Below are 22,974 nucleotides of genomic sequence, written 5' to 3' on the forward strand. Positions count from 1 at the left end.
TCCTGCAACCGGACGGGTTGGGATTTATTACATCTAAAATAAAGCTAATTTACTGATTTTTTTATCAGCGGGATAGCTTTGATTTTTTCCGGAAGAATCAGTTTCTCATGCGAGAAATTGAGGGCCTGCTATTACCTGAAATAAAGAGATGAAAAATGTCAGAATTAAAAATTGCCGTTAGCCGTCATTGCCCGGATTGTTTTTCTACACACCGTAATATTGTAAATGTTGATGAGAGTCGTTTCATCGACGTGGCTGCCATCGTGTTATCCATCGACGACATTGAACACGGAAAACTCGATGAAATCGACGCAACGGGTTACGGTATTCCCGTGTTTGTCGCGACTCATGACGAAGGGCGCGTACCGCCTGAGTATTTGCCGCGTATCTCTGGTGTATTCGAATATAATGAATCCCGTACTGCCTTCTATGGTCGCCAGTTGGAAACCGCAGCAAGCCACTACGAAACGCAGTTACGTCCGCCGTTTTTCCGCGCGCTGGTGGATTATGTCAACCAGGGCAACAGCGCATTTGACTGCCCGGGGCATCAGGGCGGCGAATTCTTCCGCCGTCATCCTGCCGGTAATCAGTTCGTGGAATACTTTGGCGAAACGCTCTTCCGCTCCGACCTATGCAACGCGGACGTGGCGATGGGCGATCTGCTGATTCACGAAGGCGCGCCTTGCATTGCGCAGCAACATGCGGCGAAAGTCTTCAACGCCGATAAGACCTACTTTGTGCTGAACGGGACCTCCTCCTCTAACAAAGTCGTACTCAACGCGCTGTTAACGCCGGGCGATCTGGTACTGTTTGACCGTAACAACCACAAATCTAACCACCACGGCGCATTATTGCAGGCGGGCGCAACGCCAGTTTATCTGGAAACCGCGCGTAACCCGTATGGTTTTATCGGCGGGATCGACGCTCACTGCTTCGAAGAAGATTACCTGCGCGAGCTGATTAGCGAAGTCGCGCCGCAGCGCGCCCGCGAAGCACGTCCATTCCGTCTGGCCGTCATCCAGTTAGGCACCTACGACGGTACCATTTATAACGCCCGTCAGGTCGTCGATAAAATTGGTCATCTGTGCGACTACATCCTGTTTGACTCCGCCTGGGTCGGCTATGAACAATTTATTCCGATGATGGCCGATTGTTCGCCGCTGCTGCTGGAACTGAACGAAAACGATCCGGGTATTCTGGTGACGCAGTCCGTTCATAAACAACAAGCCGGTTTCTCCCAGACCTCGCAGATCCATAAAAAAGATAGCCATATCAAAGGGCAATCGCGCTACGTTCCGCATAAGCGCATGAACAACGCCTTTATGATGCACGCCTCCACCAGCCCGTTCTATCCGCTGTTCGCCGCGCTGGACGTTAACGCCAAAATGCACGAAGGCGTCAGCGGTCGCAATATGTGGATGGATTGCGTGGTTAACGGCATCGATGCCCGTAAATTGATCCTCGAAAACTGTCATCACATCCGTCCGTTCGTACCGGAACTGATTGATGGTAAGCCGTGGCAGTCATACCCGACATCAGAGATCGCCAGCGATCTGCGCTTCTTCCACTTCGTTCCGGGAGAACACTGGCATGCGTTTGAAGGCTATGCCGAACATCAGTACTTTGTCGACCCTTGCAAACTGCTGCTCACCACACCGGGCATTAATGCAGCGAGCGGCGAATATGAAGACTTTGGCGTTCCTGCCACGATCCTCGCCAACTTCCTGCGCGAGAACGGCGTTGTGCCGGAAAAATGCGACCTCAACTCCATTCTGTTCCTGCTGACGCCGGCAGAAGACATGGCGAAGTTACAACAGCTTGTCGCCCTGCTGGCTCGTTTCGAAAAACTGCTGGAAGCTGATGCGCCGTTAGCGGAAGTATTACCGTCCATCTACAAACAGCATGAAGCGCGTTATGCCGGCTATACCCTGCGTCAGCTTTGCCAGGAGATGCACGATCTCTATGCGCGGCACAACGTGAAACAACTGCAAAAAGAGATGTTCCGTAAATCGCATTTCCCGAAAGTCAGTATGAATCCGCAAGAGGCCAACTATGCCTATCTGCGCGGCGAGGTCGAACTGGTTCGCCTGCCGGAAGCGGAAGGTCGTATCGCGGCTGAAGGCGCTCTGCCTTACCCGCCGGGAGTGCTGTGTGTAGTTCCGGGTGAAATCTGGGGCGGTTCTGTCCTGCGTTACTTCAGCGCCCTGGAAGAAGGGATCAACCTGCTGCCGGGCTTTGCGCCTGAACTGCAGGGCGTTTATATCGAAGAACACGACGGCCGTAAGCAGGTCTGGTGCTACGTCATTAAACCTCGTGACGCGCAGCGCTCCCTGCTGAAGGAGGAAAAATTATGAGTAAACCTAAATCCAATAAAATGGGTGTCGTGCAGCTCACAATTCTGACTATGGTCAACATGATGGGCTCCGGGATCATCATGCTACCGACCAAACTGTCTGAAGTCGGCACGATATCCATTATCTCCTGGCTGGTCACCGCCGTCGGCTCGATGGCGCTGGCCTGGGCGTTTGCGAAATGCGGTATGTTTAGCCGTAAATCCGGCGGCATGGGCGGTTACGCCGAATATGCCTTCGGTAAATCCGGCAACTTTATGGCGAACTATACCTACGGCGTCTCGCTGCTGATCGCCAACGTGGCTATCGCCATCTCTGCTGTCGGCTATGGCACCGAACTGTTCGGCGCCGCGCTGACGCCGCTCCAGATCGGCCTGGCGACTATCGCCGTATTGTGGGTTTGTACTATCGCAAACTTTGGCGGCGCGCGTATTACCGGACAGATCAGTAGCGTTACCGTTTGGGGCGTCATCATTCCGGTTGTCGGCCTGTGCATCATTGGCTGGTTCTGGTTTAGCCCCAGCATGTACGTAGCGTCATGGAACCCGCACCATGTTCCGTTCTTTAGCGCGGTCGGTTCTTCCATCGCCATGACGTTGTGGGCATTTCTTGGACTGGAATCCGCCTGCGCCAACGCAGACGTGGTCGAGAATCCGGAAAAGAACGTCCCCATTGCGGTACTGGGCGGTACGCTGGGCGCGGCGGTCATCTATATCGTTTCGACTAACGTGATTGCCGGGATTGTGCCGAACATGGATCTGGCGAACTCCACGGCGCCGTTTGGTCTGGCGTTTGCACAGATGTTCACGCCTGCGGTAGGTAAAGTGATCATGGCGCTGATGGTAATGTCCTGCTGCGGCTCGCTGCTGGGCTGGCAGTTCACTATCGCCCAGGTCTTTAAATCCTCCGCTGACGAAGGCTATTTCCCGAAAGTCTTCTCTCGTGTAACGAAAGTCGACGCGCCGGTACAGGGGATGCTGATTATTGTGATTATTCAGACTGGCCTGTCGCTGATGACCATTAGCCCGTCGCTGAATAGTCAGTTTAACGTCCTGGTTAACCTGGCGGTGGTGACGAACATTATTCCGTATATTCTGTCGATGGCCGCGCTGGTTATCATTCAGAAAATGGCGAATGTGCCGTCATCAAAAGCGAAAGTCGCTAACTTCGTGGCCTTCGTTGGCGCCATGTATAGCTTCTACGCGCTATATTCCTCCGGTGAAGAAGCCATGCTGTACGGCTCAATTGTGACCTTCCTCGGCTGGACGTTATACGGCCTGGTCTCACCGCGTTTTGAATTGAAAAATAAACACGGCTGATGGCGCGCCCGGGCTGCGGTAACGGTAGTCCGGGCATTTTCACTCTTTGAATAAGATAATAGAAATGAGTAATCCAGAACGGGAAGTCACTGATATAGCAGAAATACTGGCTATTCTCAGTAAACACGAAGTGTGTCGGATAGGGTTTAACGACAATCTCTGTCCGTATGTTGTCCCCGTAAATTTTGGCTACGAGTATCAGAACGGACGCTGGATATTTTATTTTCACGGCGCACGCACCGGGAAAAAGATGCGTCTGTTACGTAAGAACCCGGCAGTATGCATTGAAATGGACGGCGACCATGCATTACTACGTGCCGATGACCCCTGTGATTATAGCTACGCCTACACCAGCGTTTTCGCCACCGGACTGGCATCGATATTGCAAACACGCGAGGAGATGCGCTACGGCCTGGACGTCATTATGCGCCAGACCGATCCGGGAAAAACCTTCAATTATCGGGAAGATATGATGAAAGCGGTTTGCGTGGTGCGTATCGAATGCGACGCCCTCACCTGCCGCCGACATCTGGCGACTCAGAGCGAATAAGTCAGATATCACAAGCGCCTTATCCGGCCTGGAGGCGGTTTACAGGCCTGATAAGCGCAGCGCCGTTAATACAAAAAAGGAGCCGTAAGGCTCCTTTTTCTTCCATATCGCCCATCAGGCGTTTTTCAATACTTCGCTAACGATTTCAACGGCTTCTTTCTCAATCTGCTTGCGATGCTCTTCCCCCAGGAAGCTTTCGCAATAGATCTTGTAAGCATCTTCCGTACCGGATGGACGCGCGGCGAACCAGCCGTTATCGGTCATTACCTTCAGGCCGCCAATCGATGCGCCATTACCCGGCGCTGCGGTAAGACGCGCGGTAATCGGGTCACCTGCCAGCGTGCTGGCGCTCACCATTTCCGGAGACAGTTTAGACAATGCCGCTTTCTGGGCCGAGGTCGCTGCCGCCTGCAGACGGTTATAGCTCGGCGCGCCAAAACGCGCTGCCAGTTCATTGTAATGCTCTTGCGGGTTTTTCCCGGTAACGGCGGTGATTTCCGCCGCCAGCAGGCACATGATGATACCGTCTTTATCGGTAGACCACGGCGTACCGTCGAAACGCAGGAACGAAGCGCCCGCGCTCTCTTCCCCGCCGAAACCAAAGCTGCCGTCGAACAAACCGTCAACAAACCATTTGAAGCCTACCGGCACTTCCACCAGCTTGCGTCCCAAGTCATTCACCACGCGGTCAATCATCGCGGAAGAGACCAGCGTTTTACCGACAGCCACGTCTTTGCCCCACAGCGGACGATGCTGGAACAGATAGTTAATGGCGACCGCCAGATAATGGTTCGGGTTCATCAGCCCTGCAGGCGTCACGATGCCATGACGGTCGTAGTCCGGGTCGTTGGCGAAGGCCAGGTCAAACTTGTCACGCAGCGCCAGCAAACCCGCCATCGCGCATTCGGAGGAGCAATCCATACGGATCGCGCCATCTTTATCAAGGTGCATAAAGCGGAAGGTTTGATCAACCTGATCGTTGACTAACGTCAGGTTAAGTTTGTAATGCTCAGCGATACGTTTCCAGTATTCAATACCGGAGCCGCCCAGCGGATCGACACCCAGCGTCAGACCGGCTTTCTGAATCGCCGCCATATCAACGATATCCGCCAGCCCTTCGACAAATGGCTGTACCAGATCTACCGCTTTAACGTGGCCCGAGGCCATTGCCGCATCCAGAGAGATGCGCTTAACGCCTTGCAGGCCGCCCGCCAGCAGCGCATTGGCGCGATCTTCTACCACTTTAGTGACGTTGGTATCCGCCGGGCCGCCATTGGGCGGATTATATTTAATACCGCCATCTTCCGGCGGGTTGTGCGACGGCGTAATGACAATACCATCAGCCAGCGGGCCGCCTTTTTTGTTATGGACCAGGATAGCATTTGACACGGCAGGCGTTGGCGTGAAGCCATTATTTTCCTGCACGATAACGTCTACGCCGTTTGCCGCCAGCACTTCCAGCACGGAAATGAAGGCCGGTTCCGAGAGCGCATGGGTGTCTTTCCCCACATAGCAGGGGCCGGTAATGCCATTTTTCGCCCGCTCTTCAGCAATCGCCTGGGCGATCGCCAGAATATGCGGTTCGTTGAAACTGTGACGACCTGCGCTACCGCGATGGCCGGAAGTGCCAAATTTCACGGCATGTTCTGCATTCCCTGCCTCCGGTTTCAGTACATAATACTGCGCCGTCAGTTGGGCGACGTTAATCAAATCACTCTGTTGCGCGGGTTGTCCTGCGCGGTTGTGGATTGCCATTGCCTGGTCCTTCTAATGCAAGGATTAAATTGTTCCGCAAACCTTTTCAATCAATTCCGCCGGGAATTGCATTGACTGCATGATGTGTTCGATCATGCTGCATTTACGGCCGGTGTTGGTGTTGGTGATCACCCAGTACGGCGTGCCGGGAACGTGCTTAGGTTTAGTTTGATTCCCATTTTTCAGCAGCGTTTGTTCATCCGCCGCAAAATAGACGCGCGTGCGGCCATGCAACGACTCCGTCGCCTCCGCAAACGCGTGGTGATCCAGTGAATAGAGTGTAGTCAGAATCAGCATAAAGCGGTTGACCGCTTTTTTCTGCTCGGCATATTCGTCAGACAACAACAGCTCACGCATCGCGCGAACTTTGTCTTTTACCGGGTTAACCGGTTTCGCTTCGGCAACGGGTTGCGCCGCAGGCGTCCCCTTCACCGCTGAAGCCGTTGGCTGTGTCGTGGCGGAAAACTTCAACATACGCCGTAAAATGTCGGATGCGCTCTCGCCGATATGCTTGGTGTGGCTGGCAATATAGCTATAGAGTTCATCATCAACTTCAATCGTTTTCATCTTAATCCAGTGCGATGTCTTTGCTGAATACAAGTCATTGGGATTATAGGAACAAATCCCAACAGCGGATAGCGTTAAGCCCGGCTGACAAAAAAACTCGGAGTAAACCTTAGAGGTTGCAGCCCAGTGGCAGAATGGTCAACATAATACCCTAACCCGACAGAGCGAAAAAAAGAACTTTGCCATGAAATTAAACATCCGAGCGCAATCTGCACAAAACCTGCACAATAATTCCCCCATCGTTCTCGTTCATGGCCTGTTTGGCAGCCTGGACAACCTCGGCGTACTGGCGCGCGATCTGGTGACCGATCACGACATTATTCAGGTCGATATGCGCAATCATGGTTTATCGCCGCGCGATCCGGTCATGGATTATCCGGCAATGGCCCAGGATCTTCTGGATACGCTTGACGCGCAGCAGATTGAAAAAGCGACGTTTATTGGTCATTCCATGGGCGGAAAAGCGGTAATGGCGCTGACGGCGCTGGCGCCCGATCGCATCGATCGTCTGGTCGCGATTGATATCGCCCCCGTGGATTATCACGTTCGCCGCCACGATCGCATTTTCGCGGCCATTAATGCCGTCAGCGAATCCGACGCGACATCCCGCCAACAGGCGGCAGGGATTATGCGCCAACACCTCAACGAAGAAGGCGTGATCCAGTTTCTGTTAAAATCCTGGGCTGAAGGCGAATGGCGTTTTAATGTTCCGGTATTATGGGAGCAGTATCCGCATATCGTCGGCTGGGAAACCATTCCGCCCTGGGAATATCCGGCGCTGTTTATTCCAGGCGGTAACTCGCCGTACGTGACCGAAGCGTACCGCGACGCGCTGCTGGCGCAATTCCCTTTGGCGCGCGCGCATGTGATCGCCGGCGCGGGCCACTGGGTACATGCTGAAAAACCAGAGGCGGTTCTGCGCGCCATCCGCCGTTATCTGCACGATAAACGCTAACTGATTAAAAACTCATCGCCTGTGCGCGATTACGCGCGCGGGCGTTGGCGTCGCTTCCTCGCTGATGTATGATGGCGCGCTATCCATCCGGGCATAAGCCTGGCTGATTGTTTCCCCCGAAGTCACCAAAATCATGGCCAAAGAACAAACGGACCGTACGACATTAGATCTGTTCGCGCACGAGCGTCGCCCGGGACGACCTAAAACGAATCCGCTTTCGCGCGATGAACAGTTACGCATCAACAAGCGCAACCAGTTAAAACGCGACAAAGTTCGTGGCCTCAAGCGTGTCGAATTAAAACTCAACGCACAAGCGGTTGACGCGCTGAATGAGCTGGCCGAAGCGCGCAACATTAGCCGCAGCGAGCTCATTGAAGAAATATTAATGAAGCAGCTTATGGCGCTGCGCGGCCAGGGTTTAGTCTGAAAATAAGTTTTGTTTCATATTTCGTGTAGCAGAGCGTGCAGTCCCGCGTGATTGCTGTTTCCGCATATCTGCCTGTTCTGCTATGATTGCCCTTATCCGTGGGCAATTCGCCACCACCATTTCAATAAGTTTCAAGAGGTTATTTTACTCATGGCAATCACTGGCATCTTTTTCGGCAGCGACACCGGTAATACCGAAAATATCGCAAAAATGATTCAAAAACAGCTTGGTAAAGACGTTGCCGATGTGCATGACATTGCAAAAAGCAGTAAAGAAGACCTGGAAGGGTATGACATTCTGCTGCTGGGCATCCCAACCTGGTACTATGGCGAAGCGCAATGTGACTGGGATGACTTCTTCCCGACTCTCGAAGAGATTGACTTTAACGGTAAGCTGGTGGCGCTGTTTGGCTGTGGCGATCAGGAAGACTACGCGGAATACTTCTGTGATGCGCTGGGCACGATTCGCGACATTATTGAGCCGCGCGGCGCCACGATTGTGGGTCACTGGCCAACCGCAGGCTATCATTTTGAAGCCTCTAAAGGTCTGGCTGACGACGATCATTTTGTCGGTCTGGCGATTGACGAAGACCGTCAGCCTGAACTGACCGCCGAGCGTGTTGAAAAATGGGTTAAGCAAATTTCGGCTGAATTGCACCTCGACGACATCCTCAACGCCTAATCTTATGCGGCGCAGCGTTATATCTGCGCCGCATCAATAGACAAGACCAATCAAAATAATTGCTACAAATTTGTAACTTTCGCACCCATCCCTGTACAATGTCCGGGTGTAATCAGGTGGCGCCAGAATTTGCAGGCAAAACCACAGTTTTATTAATATCTGCGAGAGACTTGCGGTTTTCATTTCGGCATGGCAGTCCTATAATGATACGCATTATCTTGAGTGCAATTTCTGTCACTTCTCTAATGAAGTGAATCGTTTAGCAACAGGACAGATTCCGCATGACTGACAACAATACCGCATTAAAGAAGGCTGGCCTGAAAGTAACGCTTCCTCGTTTAAAAATTCTGGAAGTTCTTCAGGAACCAGATAACCATCACGTCAGTGCGGAAGATTTATACAAACGCCTGATCGACATGGGTGAAGAAATCGGTCTGGCAACCGTATACCGTGTGCTGAACCAGTTTGACGATGCCGGTATCGTGACCCGCCATAATTTTGAAGGCGGTAAATCCGTTTTTGAACTGACGCAACAGCATCATCACGACCATCTTATCTGCCTTGATTGCGGAAAAGTGATTGAATTTAGTGATGACTCTATTGAAGCGCGCCAGCGTGAAATTGCGGCGAAACACGGTATTCGTTTAACTAATCACAGCCTCTATCTTTACGGCCACTGCGCTGAAGGCGACTGCCGCGAAGACGAGCACGCGCACGATGACGCGACTAAATAAGTGTAAATCTTTCGAAGAGCCAACCGCCCGGTTGGCTTTTTTATATCCTCCCCTTTCCTGCCGCTTGATGTTGATTTAATGTAAAAAACGCTATCGCATCTCAGGAGAGCAGGAATGGAGCTTCGCCAGTTACGCTATTTCGTGCGTATTATTGAAACCGGCAGTATGGGCAGCGCCGCACAGGATCTTGATATTGGCGTTTCAGCATTGAGTCAACAGATGTCCCGTCTGGAAAACGAGCTCGCCATCCGTCTGCTGCAGCGCACCTCGCGCGGCGTAACGCCAACCAACGCCGGGCTGGCCTTTTATTCACAGGCGCAACTCGCCCTGCGTCATGCCGACGACGCGATTCTCGCCGCCAGAGAAGCGCGCCTTTCCGGTCATGTGAGCGTAGGAATGGCCCCCAGTACCGCCTCCATACTGGGTATACCGTTTATCCATGCCATGCAGGAAAACTATGCCGATGTCCGACTGCATGTGGTGGAAAGCTTGTCCGGTAATCTGGAAAGAATGATCAATACCCGCCAGATTGATTTAGCCGTTGTCTTTCAAAAAGATAAAATCCTGCGCTGGAGCGCCAGACCGATCCTTGAAGAACAGCTTTTTCTGATTGGCTCCCATGCCCTGCTGGCGGCGCTTCCTGATAACCCGATCACACCTGAACAACTGGCAGGCATTCCGCTCATTATGCCAAGCCAGGGACATGGGCTGCGCGGCAGGCTGGACGCTGTCTGCCAGGAACATGCGCTTAACGTTGAAATCGTCGCGGAAATTGACGGCCTGGCGTTGTTGATGCGCGCCGTGCGCGACGGTCTTGGCGCCACGTTGCAGCCCGGCGCGGCGATTTCTCATCTGGATAACGACGCGCTACGCGTGATCGGCGTCCATAATCCGGTACTCAGCCGCCCCAATTTTTTAGTCAGCCTGTCGGATGATGAACTGACGCCCGCCGGCCTTGCCGCCAGAGTAGTCCTTACCAAAATTATGCGTCAGTTAGTCGACGCCGGTGAATGGCCAGGCGCAACCCTTTACGCTTACTAAACCCCTGTTTAGCGCTACCTGATAGCGCGCCGCTTATTTATCCGTATACATTTCAATTACAAATTTAACAAATAGTTAAATAGTACGGGAGTATAAGATGGTTGATGTACTGGTGATAGGCGGAGGCAATGCCGCATTATGCGCCGCCCTGACCGCACGGGAAGCGGGCGCATCGGTTCTGCTGCTGGAGGCTGCCCCGCGGGAATGGCGCGGCGGAAATTCTCAGCACACACGAAACCTGCGCTGTATGCATGATGCGCCGCAGGATGTGCTGGTAGAAAGCTATCCTGAAGAGGAATTCTGGCAGGATCTGTGGCGAGTCACCGACGGCAACACCAACGAGGCGCTGGCGCGGCTGGTCATTCGCACCTCTTCGCAATGCCGCGACTGGATGCGCAAACATGGCGTTAACTTTCAACCGCCGCTATCTGGGGCGCTCCACGTTGCGCGCACCAATGCGTTTTTTATGGGCGGCGGGAAAGCGCTCGTCAATGCCTATTACCGTAGCGCCGAACGGCTGGGCGTACAGATTCGCTATAACACGCCGGTTCACGCGCTTGAACTTCATGACGGCGAATTCGTGGCAGCGCTGGCGGGTAGCGAACGTATTACCGCCAAAGCCTGCGTATTAGCGGCTGGCGGTTTCGAATCAAACCGTGAATGGCTGCGGGAGGCCTGGGGAGAAAACGCCCGCGGCGAATGGCCCGCGGATAATTTCCTGATTCGCGGCACGCGTTTTAACCAGGGCGTATTACTCAAATTTATGATGGATGCCGGCGCGGATATCATTGGCGATCCGTCCCAGTCGCACTGCGTAGCGATTGATGCCAGGGCGCCGCTGTACGACGGCGGTATTTGTACTCGCGTGGATTGCGTATCGCTGGGTATTGTCGTGAATCGCGACGCCGAACGTTTTTATGATGAAGGCGAAGATTTCTGGCCGAAGCGTTACGCCATTTGGGGGCGGCTGGTGGCTCAACAGCCAGGACAAATTGGCTATTCGATTATTGACAGTAAAGCCATCGGCCACTTTATGCCGCCGGTTTTTCCTGGCGCGCAGGCCAATACGCTGGCTGAACTGGCCTGCCAGTTGGGGCTGGACGCGGAAAAATTTACCCATACCGTCACGCAGTATAACCAGGCCTGCCAACCCGGTCATTTTGATCATACCTTGCTTGATGACTGCGCCACCAAAAACCTGACGCCGGCGAAAACCCACTGGGCGCGCCCGCTTGATGCACCGCCCTACTACGGTTATGCGCTGCGACCCGGCATCACGTTTACCTACCTGGGTCTGAAAGTCAATGAACGTGCCGCGGTGCATTTTGCCGGTCATCCAAGCCGCAACCTGTTTGTTGCCGGCGAGATGATGGCAGGAAATGTTCTGGGCAAGGGGTATACCGCAGGCGTAGGCATGTCTATCGGCACAACCTTTGGCCGCATTGCGGGAATAGAAGCCGCCCGCGCGGCGCACAAGGAGGCGCAGCATGAAACAGCTTGAAAAATTAATCATTGAGGCCACCGTGCTTACCGAACCGGAAGCCGAGGTCGAACGCGTCATGCAAGTGTGTAACGCGTGTCGCTACTGCGAAGGTTTTTGCGCGGTATTTCCGGCGATGACCCAGCGGCTCGAATTCGGTAAAGCCGATATTCATTATCTGGCGAATTTATGTCATAACTGCGGCGCCTGCCTGCACGCGTGCCAGTATGCGCCGCCCCATGAATTTGCCATTAACGTGCCGAAAGCGATGGCGCAAGCCCGCCTGGAGACATATCAACAGTATGCCCAGCCCGCCGCTTTTGGCGCGTTATACCGCCGGGCGGGGATCACCGTCGCGCTGGCGCTGATAGTCGGTCTGACGCTCTTTTTATTACTGGCGATGGCGCTGAAAGGGTCGCTGATTCATCCGCCGCTGGCCGGTGACTTCTATCAAATTTTTCCGCATAGCCTGCTGGCATGGATGTTTGGCTCAGTTTTTGTGCTGGCAATCGGTTTGCTTATGGCGGGCGTAATCCGCTTCTGGCGTGAGATCTCGCCGGGTGTACCGCGTTCGGCGGAGATTGCGGAAGCGTCGCACAATGCGTTAACGCTGAAATATCTTGACGGCGGTCACGGCAAAGGCTGTAACGAAGCGGACGATGCGTTCACGCTGCTGCGCCGTCGCTTTCATCACTTTACCTTCTACGGTTTTATGCTCTGTTTTGCCGCCACGGTCGTGGCGACGGGCTATCACTACGTCGCCGGTTGGGAAGCGCCCTACCCGTTCTTTAGCCTGCCTGTCATGCTCGGCACGCTGGGCGGTATCGGTCTGCTTATCGGCCCGGCCGGGCTACTGTGGCTCAATCTGCGGCGGTCGCCGTTACATGGCGATGCGCGCCAGAAACCCATGGATCGCGGCTTTATTCTGCTGCTGTTCTTAACCAGCCTTACCGGGCTGGCGCTGCTGGCAGGCAGAGACACCAGCGGAATGGGCATACTGCTGGCGCTCCATTTAGGCGTGGTGATGGCGCTCTTTCTCACCCTTCCCTATGGAAAATTCGCCCACGGATTTTTCCGCTGCGCGGCCTTACTCAAATGGGCAGTTGAGAAGCGACGCGGAAAACATGCGGGGGATACAGGCAACTGACCCGCAACATCTTACCCATAAAACAATAAAGACAGTGGAGAGCAAACCCTATGGCACAACACACACCTGCAACATCGCGCGCCGGCACGTTCGGCGCAATACTGCGCGTGACAAGCGGCAATTTTCTTGAACAGTTTGATTTTTTCTTGTTCGGATTTTACGCCACCTATATCGCCAGAACGTTTTTTCCGGCGGAAAGCGAATTTGCCTCATTAATGTTGACCTTTGCCGTCTTTGGCTCCGGTTTTTTAATGCGCCCCGTCGGCGCGATTGTGCTTGGCGCCTATATTGACAGAATCGGACGCCGTAAAGGGCTGATGGTGACGCTGGCGATTATGGGCTGCGGTACGTTGCTCATCGCCCTCGTCCCCGGCTACCAAACGATCGGCCTGGCAGCGCCTGCGTTGGTGCTGTTGGGCCGGTTATTACAAGGATTTTCTGCGGGCGTTGAGTTAGGCGGCGTCTCAGTCTATCTGTCCGAAATCGCAACGCCAGGCAATAAAGGGTTTTATACCAGCTGGCAATCTGCCAGTCAGCAGGTCGCGATCGTTGTCGCCGCGTTGATTGGTTATAGCCTGAATATCACGCTGGGACACGACGCGATATCGGAGTGGGGCTGGCGAATTCCGTTCTTTATCGGCTGTATGATCATTCCGCTGATTTTTGTTTTACGTCGTTCATTACAAGAAACAGAAGCGTTTTTACAACGCAAGCATCGCCCCGACACCAGGGAAATTTTTGCAACTATCGCCAAAAACTGGCGCATTATTACAGCCGGAACGTTGCTGGTGGCGATGACCACCACAACGTTTTATTTTATCACCGTTTATACGCCGACCTATGGCAGAACCGTGCTTAATCTCAGCGCGCGGGACAGTTTGATCGTCACCATGTTAGTGGGGGTGTCCAATTTTATCTGGTTACCCATTGGCGGCGCGATTTCCGACCGGATTGGCCGTCGCGCCGTGTTAATGGGCATTACGTTGCTGGCGCTGATCACCACCTGGCCCGTCATGCAGTGGCTGACCGCCGCGCCCGACTTTACCCGCATGACGCTGGTACTGCTGTGGTTCTCTTTCTTTTTTGGCATGTATAACGGCGCAATGGTCGCTGCGTTAACCGAAGTGATGCCAGTCTATGTGCGTACCGTTGGTTTCTCGCTGGCCTTTAGCCTGGCGACGGCAATTTTTGGCGGCCTGACGCCGGCCATCTCTACCGCGCTGGTAAAGTTAACCGGCGATAAAAGCTCGCCCGGCTGGTGGCTGATGTGCGCAGCGTTATGTGGACTTGCCGCGACGGCGATGCTGTTTGTACGTCTGAGTCGCGGCTATATCGCAGCAGAAAATAAAGCCTGAAAAAACCACGGGCGGAAAACATTCGCCCGTGGGTGGCAAGGCAGGGTTTTATTGCACGTTATTATGACTGCGAATTTCCTGCCAGACCTTATCGCAGTCAGCCTTGACCGCCTGATCGTTACCCGTGCGCGTCGCCTGAATGCACTGCTGATAGTCCAGTACCCGCACGCTTTCTTCGTTAGCAAATTGCTGATGTTTACGCTCTTTTTTAAGGACATTCAGCACGCTTTGGCAGGCCTCTATCTTCTCAGGCGAGCCCTGTGCGGTATTGATACAGGCGCTGTACGCCTCTTTCAGCCGACTATCTTCTTCCGGCGCGGGTGATGACGCGCAGGCCGTCAAACCGGCGGTCATGCTGGCGATGAGTAAAATTTTTTTCATAGGTCGTTCCTCAACAGCGCGGCAGACCGGCAGCCTGCCGCATCTGACATCAGAAAATAGTGAATGGCGCAATAACGATAAATTTCACGTCACGCTCATCCTGGAAGATGTTGCCGTAACCACCGCCCCAGCTTGGAATATTGGAGTGGTTGTCATATTCGGTGAAGTGCAGTTTGAACATGGTGCCTTTGGCACGCCCCTCCTGCAGGGTATAGACCGCATCCAGACTGTATGAGGACTCTTCGATAGTGCGGTTTTTGTCGTAGTAAGCATCCGGGTTACTTTGCCAGGTTGCCGGTTTAGCATCCCAGGCGTAAACGTAAGACGCGCCCACAGCCCAGCCCGGCAGATTCCAGTTTTTCAGGTCATACATCGCGCCGAAGAAAACCGCCTTTTCACCGTTAGCGTTAAAGTCGGAGCGGTTATCCCACCAAATATCCAGACGACCGTTTGAAGAGGCGTAGGTTGGCGTCATACGTTGCAGAAAATAGCCCTGCTGACCGTCCGCTTTCACCCAGGTGCCTTCCAGACGCAGGTCAACCACTTCCGCGACTTTGTAGCCGAAGGTCAACGCCTGCAGCCAGGCCGTACCGTCGTAAATATCATTCACGCTGCGATCGTCTACTTTGTCGCGCGCGCCGTAGAACTGGTAACTGGTGGTGAACGGATTGCCGCCTAAATCAAATTTATAGCTGGCCTTTGCGAAATATTGATCGACATAGCCTTCGGACTGACCAAACGCCGCTTCCAGCACCAGATCATTTTTGAAGTCGTACTTCGCGCCGATGGAGTGGAGGTAGTCCACATTGGTTTTTTTATCCGCCTGATAAAACTTATCCATTTCGGTATGCCACGGCGCTTTATATTCGTTAGTCCACATGTAGGAAAAACTTAACGCGCCCGCATCGCCATAGTCAAAACTGGCGCCGGCCTCCGCACCCTGATAAGTACCCGGCATAAAACTCCAGTGCGGCGCTAACAGCGTCTGACCGGTAGGCTGAATATAACCGGCGCGCGCCCAGACCGGGCCATATTTAAATTTCGCTGCGGCTTTATAAAGACTGATACCGCTCTTATCGCCGGAATAGTCTTCGTCGTAGCCTTTATTCTTTTTCGAGAAGGCAATTTCGTTTGGATGACCGCTGTCGCCGTTTTCTGCCATTTCAATCGCGGTAAACGCCGCGATATCCAGACCGAACATATCCGCAGCGTAACCAGACTGAAAATCCAGGTTAGCGTTCCAGGTCGCATGAGAAAGGTTAGTTTTATATTTGTCGCCGTCGGTCACATCTTTGCGATCGCGTTCACGCTGCCAATAATAGATGCCGCCCGTTAACGTGGAGTCGTCGAAAAAGCCGGAGGCTTGCGCCTGCGGAACAACGATCCACCCCGACATTGCTGTGATACCGGCGATAGCCAGAGCCAGCGTACTACGTTTGCCACTAAACGTACGCATAAGTTAATCCTCTTTGACGTATAAATTGCTGCCGACAAAAGCGAACAGCGAAAAAATAAAAATAAAAAGTAGCGCTGAGAAACCTCATTTACTACGTTAAATAGACTATTTTTCGCGATGCGAATTATCAATCTCTTTCTGTAACCAGTATGTAATAATATGAGCAACCGCACATATTTAATTGCTTTCTGTTACATTCGACTGCTGGTGGGGGAAGCAGACCGCCAGAAAGAAAATTGACTTGTTTTCCATAGGCATGAAAATAATTGTCTCCTGTTGACCTGACGCTTATAACATTTAGATTAATAATCATTTATCAGATCAATAATTTTCAGAAAATAATTAATTAGCCTCGCAAAAAAGAGAATCGACTTAGAGCCTATCCCACCAGGCGTTATTGGCGCAGCCAGTTTGGACACGGACAGCGCGCAAAAACCGGAGCGTACACGTAGTACGTGAGGATTTTGAGCACTGCCCAGGTCCAAAATGGCAAGTAAAATAGCCCTAATGGGATAGGCTCTTGGAAATGCAGAGAAAAAACGCCGCAGAACGCGGCGTTGACAAGGTATTTTTACAGCATTCGCCTGTTGGCGCAGTGCTTATTCGCCCGCTTTCGCCCAGGTATCACGCAGGCCCACGGTGCGGTTAAAGACCAGCTTATCGGCCGTTGCATAGCGGCTGTCGAGGCAGAAGTAGCCTTCACGTTCAAACTGGAAAGCTTTCCCTGCTACCGCCGCTTTCAGCGACGGCTCGCCATAACCCTGCTTAATCACTAATGATTCGGGGTTGATAACGGACAGGAAGTCCTCCGCGGCGCCCGGATTCGGCACGCTGAACAGACGGTCGTAGAGACGAATTTCAATCGGCAGCGCATGTGCTGCGCTAACCCAGTGGATTACGCCTTTCACTTTACGCCCGTCAGCCGGATCTTTACTCAGCGTATCGGCATCATAGGTACAGAAGATGGTGGTGATATTCCCTTCGGCATCCTTCTCTACGCGCTCCGCTTTAATGACGTAGGCATTACGCAGACGCACTTCTTTGCCCATCACCAGACGCTTGTACTGCTTGTTCGCTTCTTCGCGGAAATCTGCGCGATCGATCCAGATCTCACCGCTAAACGGCACTTCACGGCTGCCCATCTCCGGTTTATTCGGATGGTTAGGCATGGTAACCATTTCGCTCTCACCCTGCGGGTAGTTTTCGATAACCAGTTTTACCGGATCGATTACCGCCATTGCGCGCGGCGCGTTTTCGTTCAGATCTTCGCGAATGCAGGATTCCAGCGACGCCATCTCAATGGTGTTGTCCTGCTTGGTGACGCCGATGCGTTTGCAGAACTCACGAATAGAAGCTGCGGTATAGCCGCGACGGCGCAGACCGGAAATAGTCGGCATACGCGGATCATCCCAACCTTCGACGTGTTTGTCGGTCACCAGCAGATTCAGCTTACGCTTGGACATCACGGTGTATTCCAGATTCAGCCGCGAGAATTCGTACTGGCGCGGGTGAACCGGAATGGTGATGTTGTCCAGCACCCAGTCGTACAGACGACGGTTATCCTGGAACTCCAGCGTACACAGCGAATGAGTAATGCCTTCCAGCGCATCGCTGATGCAGTGAGTAAAGTCGTACATCGGGTAGATGCACCACTTGTTGCCGGTCTGATGATGCTCGGCGAATTTAATGCGATACAGCACCGGATCGCGCATCACGATAAACGGCGACGCCATGTCGATTTTAGCGCGCAGACAGGCTTTACCCTCTTCAAAACCGCCGGTACGCATTTTTTCAAATAGCGCGAGGTTCTCTTCGACGCTGCGATCGCGGAACGGGCTGTTTTTACCCGGCGCGGTCAGCGTACCGCGGTATTCGCGGATCTGCTCCGGCGTCAGCTCATCAACGTAGGCCAGGCCTTTATTGATTAGCTCGACCGCATAGGCGTGCAGTTGGTCAAAGTAATCGGAGGAGTAGCGAATATCGCCAGACCAGTGAAAGCCTAACCACTCGACGTCGTTTTTGATCGAATCAACGTACTCGATATCTTCTTTTACCGGGTTGGTATCATCGAAACGCAGGTTGCACTGGCCCTGATAATCTTGCGCGATGCCAAAGTTCAGGCAGATAGATTTCGCGTGGCCGATGTGCAGATAGCCATTCGGCTCCGGCGGAAAACGGGTATGGACAGTGGTATGTTTACCACTCGCCAGATCTTCATCAATAATCTGACGAATAAAGTTAGTCGGGCGGGCTTCAGCCTCACTCATCGTGGATTCCTCAAAGCGTAAACAACGTATAACGGCATATGATCTTATAAGCCGGACAGACTGACAACCTTTAGTTACTTAAAAAGTGGCTTTGCAGAAAATATTGGGGCTAATTGCGGTAAAAAAAAGCGGCGAAGGTTTCCCTCTGCCGCTTATGTTTTCTGTGATATCGCCGGATGGCGTCTTACGCCTTATCCGGCCAGGAAGCGATTATTTGCTCTTGATCTCGTACAGTGGCGTTTGACCCGCTACCACGTGACCATCCGCTTTGATGACCAGAGCGCTGAAGTCATCGCTGTTGCTGCAAACAACCGGGCTTATCATGGAGCGCGCGTTGGAATTCAGGAAGTCCAGATCCAGTTCCAGAACCGGCTGACCCGCCGTGACTTCCGCACCCTCTTCTACCAGACGCTTGAAGCCCTGACCGTTCAGCGCGACGGTATCGATACCCATATGGACAACGATCTCCGCGCCTTTTTCGGTTTCCAGACAGAACGCGTGGTTAGTGTTGAAGATTTTCACGATAGTACCCGCCGCCGGAGAAACCACGGTTTTATCGGTGGGTTTCACCGCCACGCCGTCGCCGACCGCTTTGCTGGCGAAAGCTTCATCCGGTACCTGATCCAGCGCCACTACCTCACCGGTAATCGGAGAGACCAGTTCAGCGATAGTCACCGCATTCGGCACCGCCTGGGGTTTGGCCGCCGGAGCAGGTGTCGCAACGTGAGCCGCATCAGCAGACGCTGCCGCGACCGGCCCCCGCGCCACCACTTTCTTCATTTCATCGCCAATCGATTCCGCTTTCGCGCCGACAATAACCTGAATGGTCTGTTTGTTCAGTTTCACCACGCCGGAAGCGCCGAGGCGTTTGCAGGCCGCATCGTTGACGCGAGCAGCGTCGTTCACGGTCAGGCGCAGACGGGTAATACACGCATCGATCGCTTTCAGGTTGTCCGTACCGCCAACCGCAGCAATATAGCTGGTCGCCAGTTGCGTTAACCCTTCTTCGGTGTTGCTGTTGGCTTCTTCCGTTACCATCTCATCAACTTTATCTTCGCGGCCCGGCGTTTTCAGGTTAAACATACGAATAACCGCGCTGAACAGCAGGAAGTAGATGATAAAGAATACAACGCCCATCACCAGCAACATCCAGACGTTATTGCTGGCCGCAGGCAGGTTATACATCAGAACATAGTCGATCGCGCCTGCCGAGAAAGAGAAGCCCGCATGGATACCCAGCAACGTCGCGACGAACAGGCTGATACCGGTCAAAATGGCGTGCAGGAGGTACAGCAGCGGCGCCAGGAACATAAACAGGAATTCCAGCGGCTCGGTTACGCCGGTCAGAAACGCGGTGATCGCGACAGACAGCAGCATACCGCCCACCATCGGACGACGTTCTTTCGGCGCGGCGAAATACATCGCCAGAGCGGCGCCCGGCAGACCAAACATCATGATCGGGAAGAAGCCGGACATAAACATCCCCGCCGTGCCGTCGCCAGCATAGAAGCGGTTGATATCGCCGTGGAATACAGTGCCTGCGGCATTGGTGAATTCGCCAATCTGGAACCAGGCGATGGTGTTCAGTACCTGATGCAGACCGGTGGGGATCAGCAGACGGTTGATGAAGCCAAAGATACCGGAACCCAGCGCGCCTGCGGAAACGATCCATTCACCGCCCGCATGGATGCCATGCTGTACCGGCGGCCAGACGTAACCGAAAATAGCGGCCAGCACCAGACAGAAAAAGCCCGTTGCGATCGGCACAAAACGTTTTCCACCGAAGAAACTGAGAAAATCAGGCAGTTTGATACCAGACCAGCGATTATAAACCGCGCCGCCGACCAGACCAGTAATAATCCCCGCCAGCACGCCCATGTTGATTTCCGGGTTAATCGTCACCATCGCTTTGGTCATGACGAAGTAACCCACGGCTCCCGCCAGCGCTGCCGCGCCTGCGCTATCTTTAGACCAACTGGAGGCCACGCCGATAGCGAAAACCAGCGCCAGGTTATCGAAAATAGACCCGCCCGCTTGCGCGATAAACGGCATATTCAGCAAATCTGGTTGGCCGAATCGCAGCAACAACGCTGCCACCGGCAACACGGCGATAGGGAGCTGCAACGCCCTACCCAGCCGCTGGAAAAAACCTAAAATATTCATCTTATTCCCCCTACGAGACGCCGATATGGCTTCTTTGAAGCCGTTTTTTATTGTGCTGCAAACGTTAAAAACGTGATGTTCTGTAATCGAACGGTGAGATCATCTTCTGCAGAGTGTGTGGAAAATTAATTCGCCTCGCAAATTAAACGGGTGTTTTTTGTGATTATAATCACTAAATATCGTAATCACCCCCACCATCCACTGGCTAACACGGAAAACTTATTTTATGATTCAAAAAATCAGGACGGATTGAACACGAACCCTGGATATCCAGGTTACGCTTAATACGATCCGCCAAATTTTGACATTGATTATTGAGGTGAAGAATGAGACTGATCCCCCTGAGTACCGCAGAACAGGTTGGCAAATGGGCCGCTCGCCATATCGTTAACCGTATTAATGCGTTCAAACCGACAGCCGATCGTCCGTTTGTCCTTGGACTGCCTACCGGCGGCACGCCGCTAACGGCGTACAAAGCGCTGGTTGAGATGCACAAAGCGGGCGAGGTCAGCTTTAAGCATGTGGTCACCTTTAATATGGACGAATATGTTGGCCTGCCGAAAGAGCACCCGGAAAGCTACCACAGCTTTATGCATCGTAACTTTTTCGATCACGTTGATATTCCAGCAGAAAACATCAATCTTCTCAACGGTAACGCACCGGATATCGATGCAGAATGCCGTCAATATGAAGAAAAAATTCGTTCTTACGGTAAAATCCATCTGTTTATGGGCGGCGTCGGCAACGACGGTCACATCGCCTTTAACGAACCGGCGTCTTCCCTGGCTTCCCGTACCCGTATCAAAACGTTAACCCATGATACTCGCGTAGCGAACTCCCGCTTCTTTGACGGCGACGTAAACCAGGTGCCGAAATACGCGCTGACGGTAGGCGTAGGCACGCTGCTGGATGCGGAAGAAGTGATGATTCTGGTGCTGGGCCATCAGAAAGCCCAGGCGCTGCAGGCGGCGGTTGAAGGCAACGTTAACCACATGTGGACCATTAGCTGCCTGCAACTCCATCCGAAAGCGGTTGTGATATGCGATGAGCCTTCCACAATGGAACTTAAAGTTAAAACATTGAAATATTTCAATGAATTAGAAGCAGAGAATATTAAAGGTCTGTAATGTTGTCTCCGCCCCGCCAGTCAATGCGGGGCGGTAAATTTTTGATATCGGGGGTCGGAATGTATGCTTTAACCCAGGGCCGGATCTTTACCGGTCACGAAATTCTTGATGACCATGCGCTTGTTGTCGCTAATGGCCTGATTGACCGCGTTTGTCCGATGGCTGAACTGCCGCCGGGAATAGAACAACGCTCATTGAATGGGGCCATTCTCTCCCCCGGTTTTATTGATGTGCAGCTAAACGGCTGCGGCGGCGTGCAGTTTAACGATACCGCAGAAGCCGTCAGCGTTGAAACGCTGGAAATTATGCAGAAAGCCAATGAAAAATCGGGCTGTACTAACTTTCTGCCAACGCTTATCACTACCAGCGACGAATTGATGAAACAGGGCATTCGCGTCATGCGCGAATACCTGGAAAAACATCCGCACCAGGCGCTGGGTCTCCACCTGGAAGGCCCCTGGCTTAATTTGGTAAAAAAAGGCACCCATAATCCTGATTTCGTACGTAAACCAGACGCTGCGCTGGTTGATTTCTTGTGCGATAATGCCGACGTCATCACCAAAGTTACACTCGCGCCGGAAATGGTGCCTGCTGACGTAATCGCTAAACTGGCGAATGCGGGCATTGTGGTTTCCGCAGGCCACTCCAACGCGACGTTAAAAGAGGCAAAAGCGGGCTTCCGCGCCGGGATTACCTTTGCGACTCACCTGTTTAACGCGATGCCGTACATTACAGGGCGTGAGCCGGGCCTTGCTGGCGCCGTTCTGGACGAAGCGGATATTTATTGCGGCGTTATCGCCGATGGTCTGCATGTCGACTACGCCAACATTCGCAATGCCAAACGCCTTAAAGGCGACAAACTTTGTCTGGTGACAGACGCCACCGCACCGGCGGGGGCCAATATTGAGCAGTTCATTTTCGCAGGTAAAACAATATACTACCGCAATGGACTGTGTGTGGATGAAAACGGTACGTTGAGCGGTTCGTCCTTAACCATGATTGAAGGCGTACGCAACTTGGTCGCGCATTGCGGCATCGCGCTGGATGAAGTGCTGCGCATGGCAACGCTCTATCCGGCTCGCGCTATCGGCGTTGATAAACATCTCGGTAGCATTGCGCCGGGTAAAGTCGCCAACCTGACCGCGTTCACCCACGATTTTAAAATTATCAAGACCATCGTTAATGGTGACGAGGTCGTTGACTTGAGTAAGTGAGAAT

The 22,974-nt window shown here is 53.1% G+C and carries 19 protein-coding genes and 1 pseudogene; 14 read left to right on the forward strand and 6 right to left on the reverse strand.

Annotated features, from left to right (window positions below; all coding sequences use genetic code 11):
• Positions 1 to 155 precede the first annotated feature (155 nt).
• From speF to EOS98_RS15625, 3 genes are all read left to right on the forward strand, one after another.
• The gene (gene speF, locus EOS98_RS15615; RefSeq protein WP_001292402.1) at positions 156 to 2,354 is read left to right on the forward strand and encodes an ornithine decarboxylase SpeF; all 2,199 of its coding nucleotides are present in this window, start codon (positions 156 to 158) and stop codon (positions 2,352 to 2,354) included.
• On the forward strand, positions 2,351 to 3,670 hold the full coding sequence (gene potE, locus EOS98_RS15620; RefSeq protein ID WP_000042658.1) for a putrescine-ornithine antiporter: 1,320 nt from the start codon (positions 2,351 to 2,353) through the stop codon (positions 3,668 to 3,670). Before speF ends, potE begins: the two co-directional genes overlap by 4 nt.
• Before the next feature lie 64 nt (positions 3,671 to 3,734).
• Positions 3,735 to 4,220, forward strand: coding sequence for a pyridoxamine 5'-phosphate oxidase family protein (locus EOS98_RS15625; protein WP_000070055.1), 486 nt, complete (start codon positions 3,735 to 3,737; stop codon positions 4,218 to 4,220).
• 114 nt (positions 4,221 to 4,334) lie between these two features.
• Here EOS98_RS15625 and pgm read toward each other — a convergent pair whose 3' ends face one another.
• A complete protein-coding gene (gene pgm, locus EOS98_RS15630; protein ID WP_000974385.1) occupies positions 4,335 to 5,975 on the reverse strand; it encodes a phosphoglucomutase (alpha-D-glucose-1,6-bisphosphate-dependent) in 1,641 nt (546 codons plus the stop codon).
• A gap of 24 nt (positions 5,976 to 5,999) precedes the next feature.
• On the reverse strand, positions 6,000 to 6,542 hold the full coding sequence (gene seqA / locus EOS98_RS15635; protein ID WP_000848395.1) for a replication initiation negative regulator SeqA: 543 nt from the start codon (positions 6,540 to 6,542) through the stop codon (positions 6,000 to 6,002).
• Between the two features lie 184 nt (positions 6,543 to 6,726).
• Between seqA and ybfF the strand changes: the two genes are divergently transcribed.
• The 9 genes and pseudogenes from ybfF (at position 6,727) to tcuC (ending at position 14,362) form a co-directional block, all read left to right on the forward strand.
• The gene (gene ybfF, locus EOS98_RS15640) at positions 6,727 to 7,497 is read left to right on the forward strand and encodes an esterase (protein WP_000773249.1); all 771 of its coding nucleotides are present in this window, start codon (positions 6,727 to 6,729) and stop codon (positions 7,495 to 7,497) included.
• Positions 7,498 to 7,630: 133 nt separating this feature from the next.
• Positions 7,631 to 7,924 carry a LexA regulated protein gene (ybfE, locus tag EOS98_RS15645; RefSeq protein WP_001040939.1) on the forward strand — a complete coding sequence of 98 codons (294 nt, stop codon included), beginning with the start codon at positions 7,631 to 7,633 and terminating at the stop codon, positions 7,922 to 7,924.
• Between the two features lie 150 nt (positions 7,925 to 8,074).
• Positions 8,075 to 8,605: a flavodoxin FldA gene (gene fldA, locus EOS98_RS15650; protein ID WP_001018620.1), complete on the forward strand. Its 531-nt coding sequence runs from the start codon at positions 8,075 to 8,077 to the stop codon at positions 8,603 to 8,605.
• A gap of 203 nt (positions 8,606 to 8,808) precedes the next feature.
• Positions 8,809 to 8,894 (forward strand): annotated as a pseudogene (locus EOS98_RS24705) (ryhB-regulated fur leader peptide).
• On the forward strand, positions 8,887 to 9,339 hold the full coding sequence (gene fur, locus EOS98_RS15655) for a ferric iron uptake transcriptional regulator (protein ID WP_000131699.1): 453 nt from the start codon (positions 8,887 to 8,889) through the stop codon (positions 9,337 to 9,339). Before EOS98_RS24705 ends, fur begins: the two are co-directional and overlap by 8 nt.
• Positions 9,340 to 9,453: 114 nt before the next feature.
• The gene (tcuR, locus tag EOS98_RS15660) at positions 9,454 to 10,380 is read left to right on the forward strand and encodes a tricarballylate utilization LysR family transcriptional regulator TcuR (protein WP_042948010.1); all 927 of its coding nucleotides are present in this window, start codon (positions 9,454 to 9,456) and stop codon (positions 10,378 to 10,380) included.
• Between the two features lie 97 nt (positions 10,381 to 10,477).
• On the forward strand, positions 10,478 to 11,881 hold the full coding sequence (tcuA, locus tag EOS98_RS15665; RefSeq protein WP_000228705.1) for an FAD-dependent tricarballylate dehydrogenase TcuA: 1,404 nt from the start codon (positions 10,478 to 10,480) through the stop codon (positions 11,879 to 11,881).
• Complete coding sequence (gene tcuB, locus EOS98_RS15670) at positions 11,868 to 13,007, forward strand: tricarballylate utilization protein TcuB (RefSeq protein WP_000811134.1); 1,140 nt, start codon at positions 11,868 to 11,870, stop codon at positions 13,005 to 13,007. Before tcuA ends, tcuB begins: the two co-directional genes overlap by 14 nt.
• A 50-nt stretch (positions 13,008 to 13,057) precedes the next feature.
• Entirely contained in the window at positions 13,058 to 14,362 is a 1,305-nt protein-coding gene (tcuC, locus tag EOS98_RS15675; protein WP_000057014.1) for a tricarballylate/proton symporter TcuC, read from the forward strand.
• Between the two features lie 48 nt (positions 14,363 to 14,410).
• Here the strand turns inward: tcuC and chiQ are convergent, their stop codons facing one another.
• From chiQ to nagE, 4 genes are all read right to left on the reverse strand, one after another.
• On the reverse strand, positions 14,411 to 14,743 hold the full coding sequence (chiQ, locus tag EOS98_RS15680) for a ChiQ/YbfN family lipoprotein (protein ID WP_000722260.1): 333 nt from the start codon (positions 14,741 to 14,743) through the stop codon (positions 14,411 to 14,413).
• 49 nt (positions 14,744 to 14,792) lie between these two features.
• Positions 14,793 to 16,199, reverse strand: a complete 1,407-nt coding sequence (chiP, locus tag EOS98_RS15685; protein ID WP_001258803.1) for a chitoporin ChiP — start codon at positions 16,197 to 16,199, stop codon at positions 14,793 to 14,795.
• A 599-nt stretch (positions 16,200 to 16,798) separates the two neighbouring features.
• On the reverse strand, positions 16,799 to 18,466 hold the full coding sequence (gene glnS, locus EOS98_RS15690; protein WP_001287181.1) for a glutamine--tRNA ligase: 1,668 nt from the start codon (positions 18,464 to 18,466) through the stop codon (positions 16,799 to 16,801).
• A gap of 210 nt (positions 18,467 to 18,676) precedes the next feature.
• Positions 18,677 to 20,629 carry a PTS N-acetyl glucosamine transporter subunit IIABC gene (nagE, locus tag EOS98_RS15695; RefSeq protein WP_126524192.1) on the reverse strand — a complete coding sequence of 651 codons (1,953 nt, stop codon included), beginning with the start codon at positions 20,627 to 20,629 and terminating at the stop codon, positions 18,677 to 18,679.
• 326 nt (positions 20,630 to 20,955) lie between these two features.
• Here nagE and nagB point away from each other — a divergent pair, with 326 nt between their 5' ends.
• Both nagB and nagA read left to right on the forward strand, forming a co-directional pair.
• Positions 20,956 to 21,756 carry a glucosamine-6-phosphate deaminase gene (gene nagB, locus EOS98_RS15700; RefSeq protein ID WP_080204618.1) on the forward strand — a complete coding sequence of 267 codons (801 nt, stop codon included), beginning with the start codon at positions 20,956 to 20,958 and terminating at the stop codon, positions 21,754 to 21,756.
• A 59-nt stretch (positions 21,757 to 21,815) separates the two neighbouring features.
• Positions 21,816 to 22,970 carry an N-acetylglucosamine-6-phosphate deacetylase gene (gene nagA / locus EOS98_RS15705; protein ID WP_000271186.1) on the forward strand — a complete coding sequence of 385 codons (1,155 nt, stop codon included), beginning with the start codon at positions 21,816 to 21,818 and terminating at the stop codon, positions 22,968 to 22,970.
• Positions 22,971 to 22,974 lie beyond the last annotated feature (4 nt).

Source organism: Salmonella sp. SSDFZ69, assembly GCF_004010755.1.
Lineage (GTDB): Bacteria > Pseudomonadota > Gammaproteobacteria > Enterobacterales > Enterobacteriaceae > Salmonella > Salmonella enterica.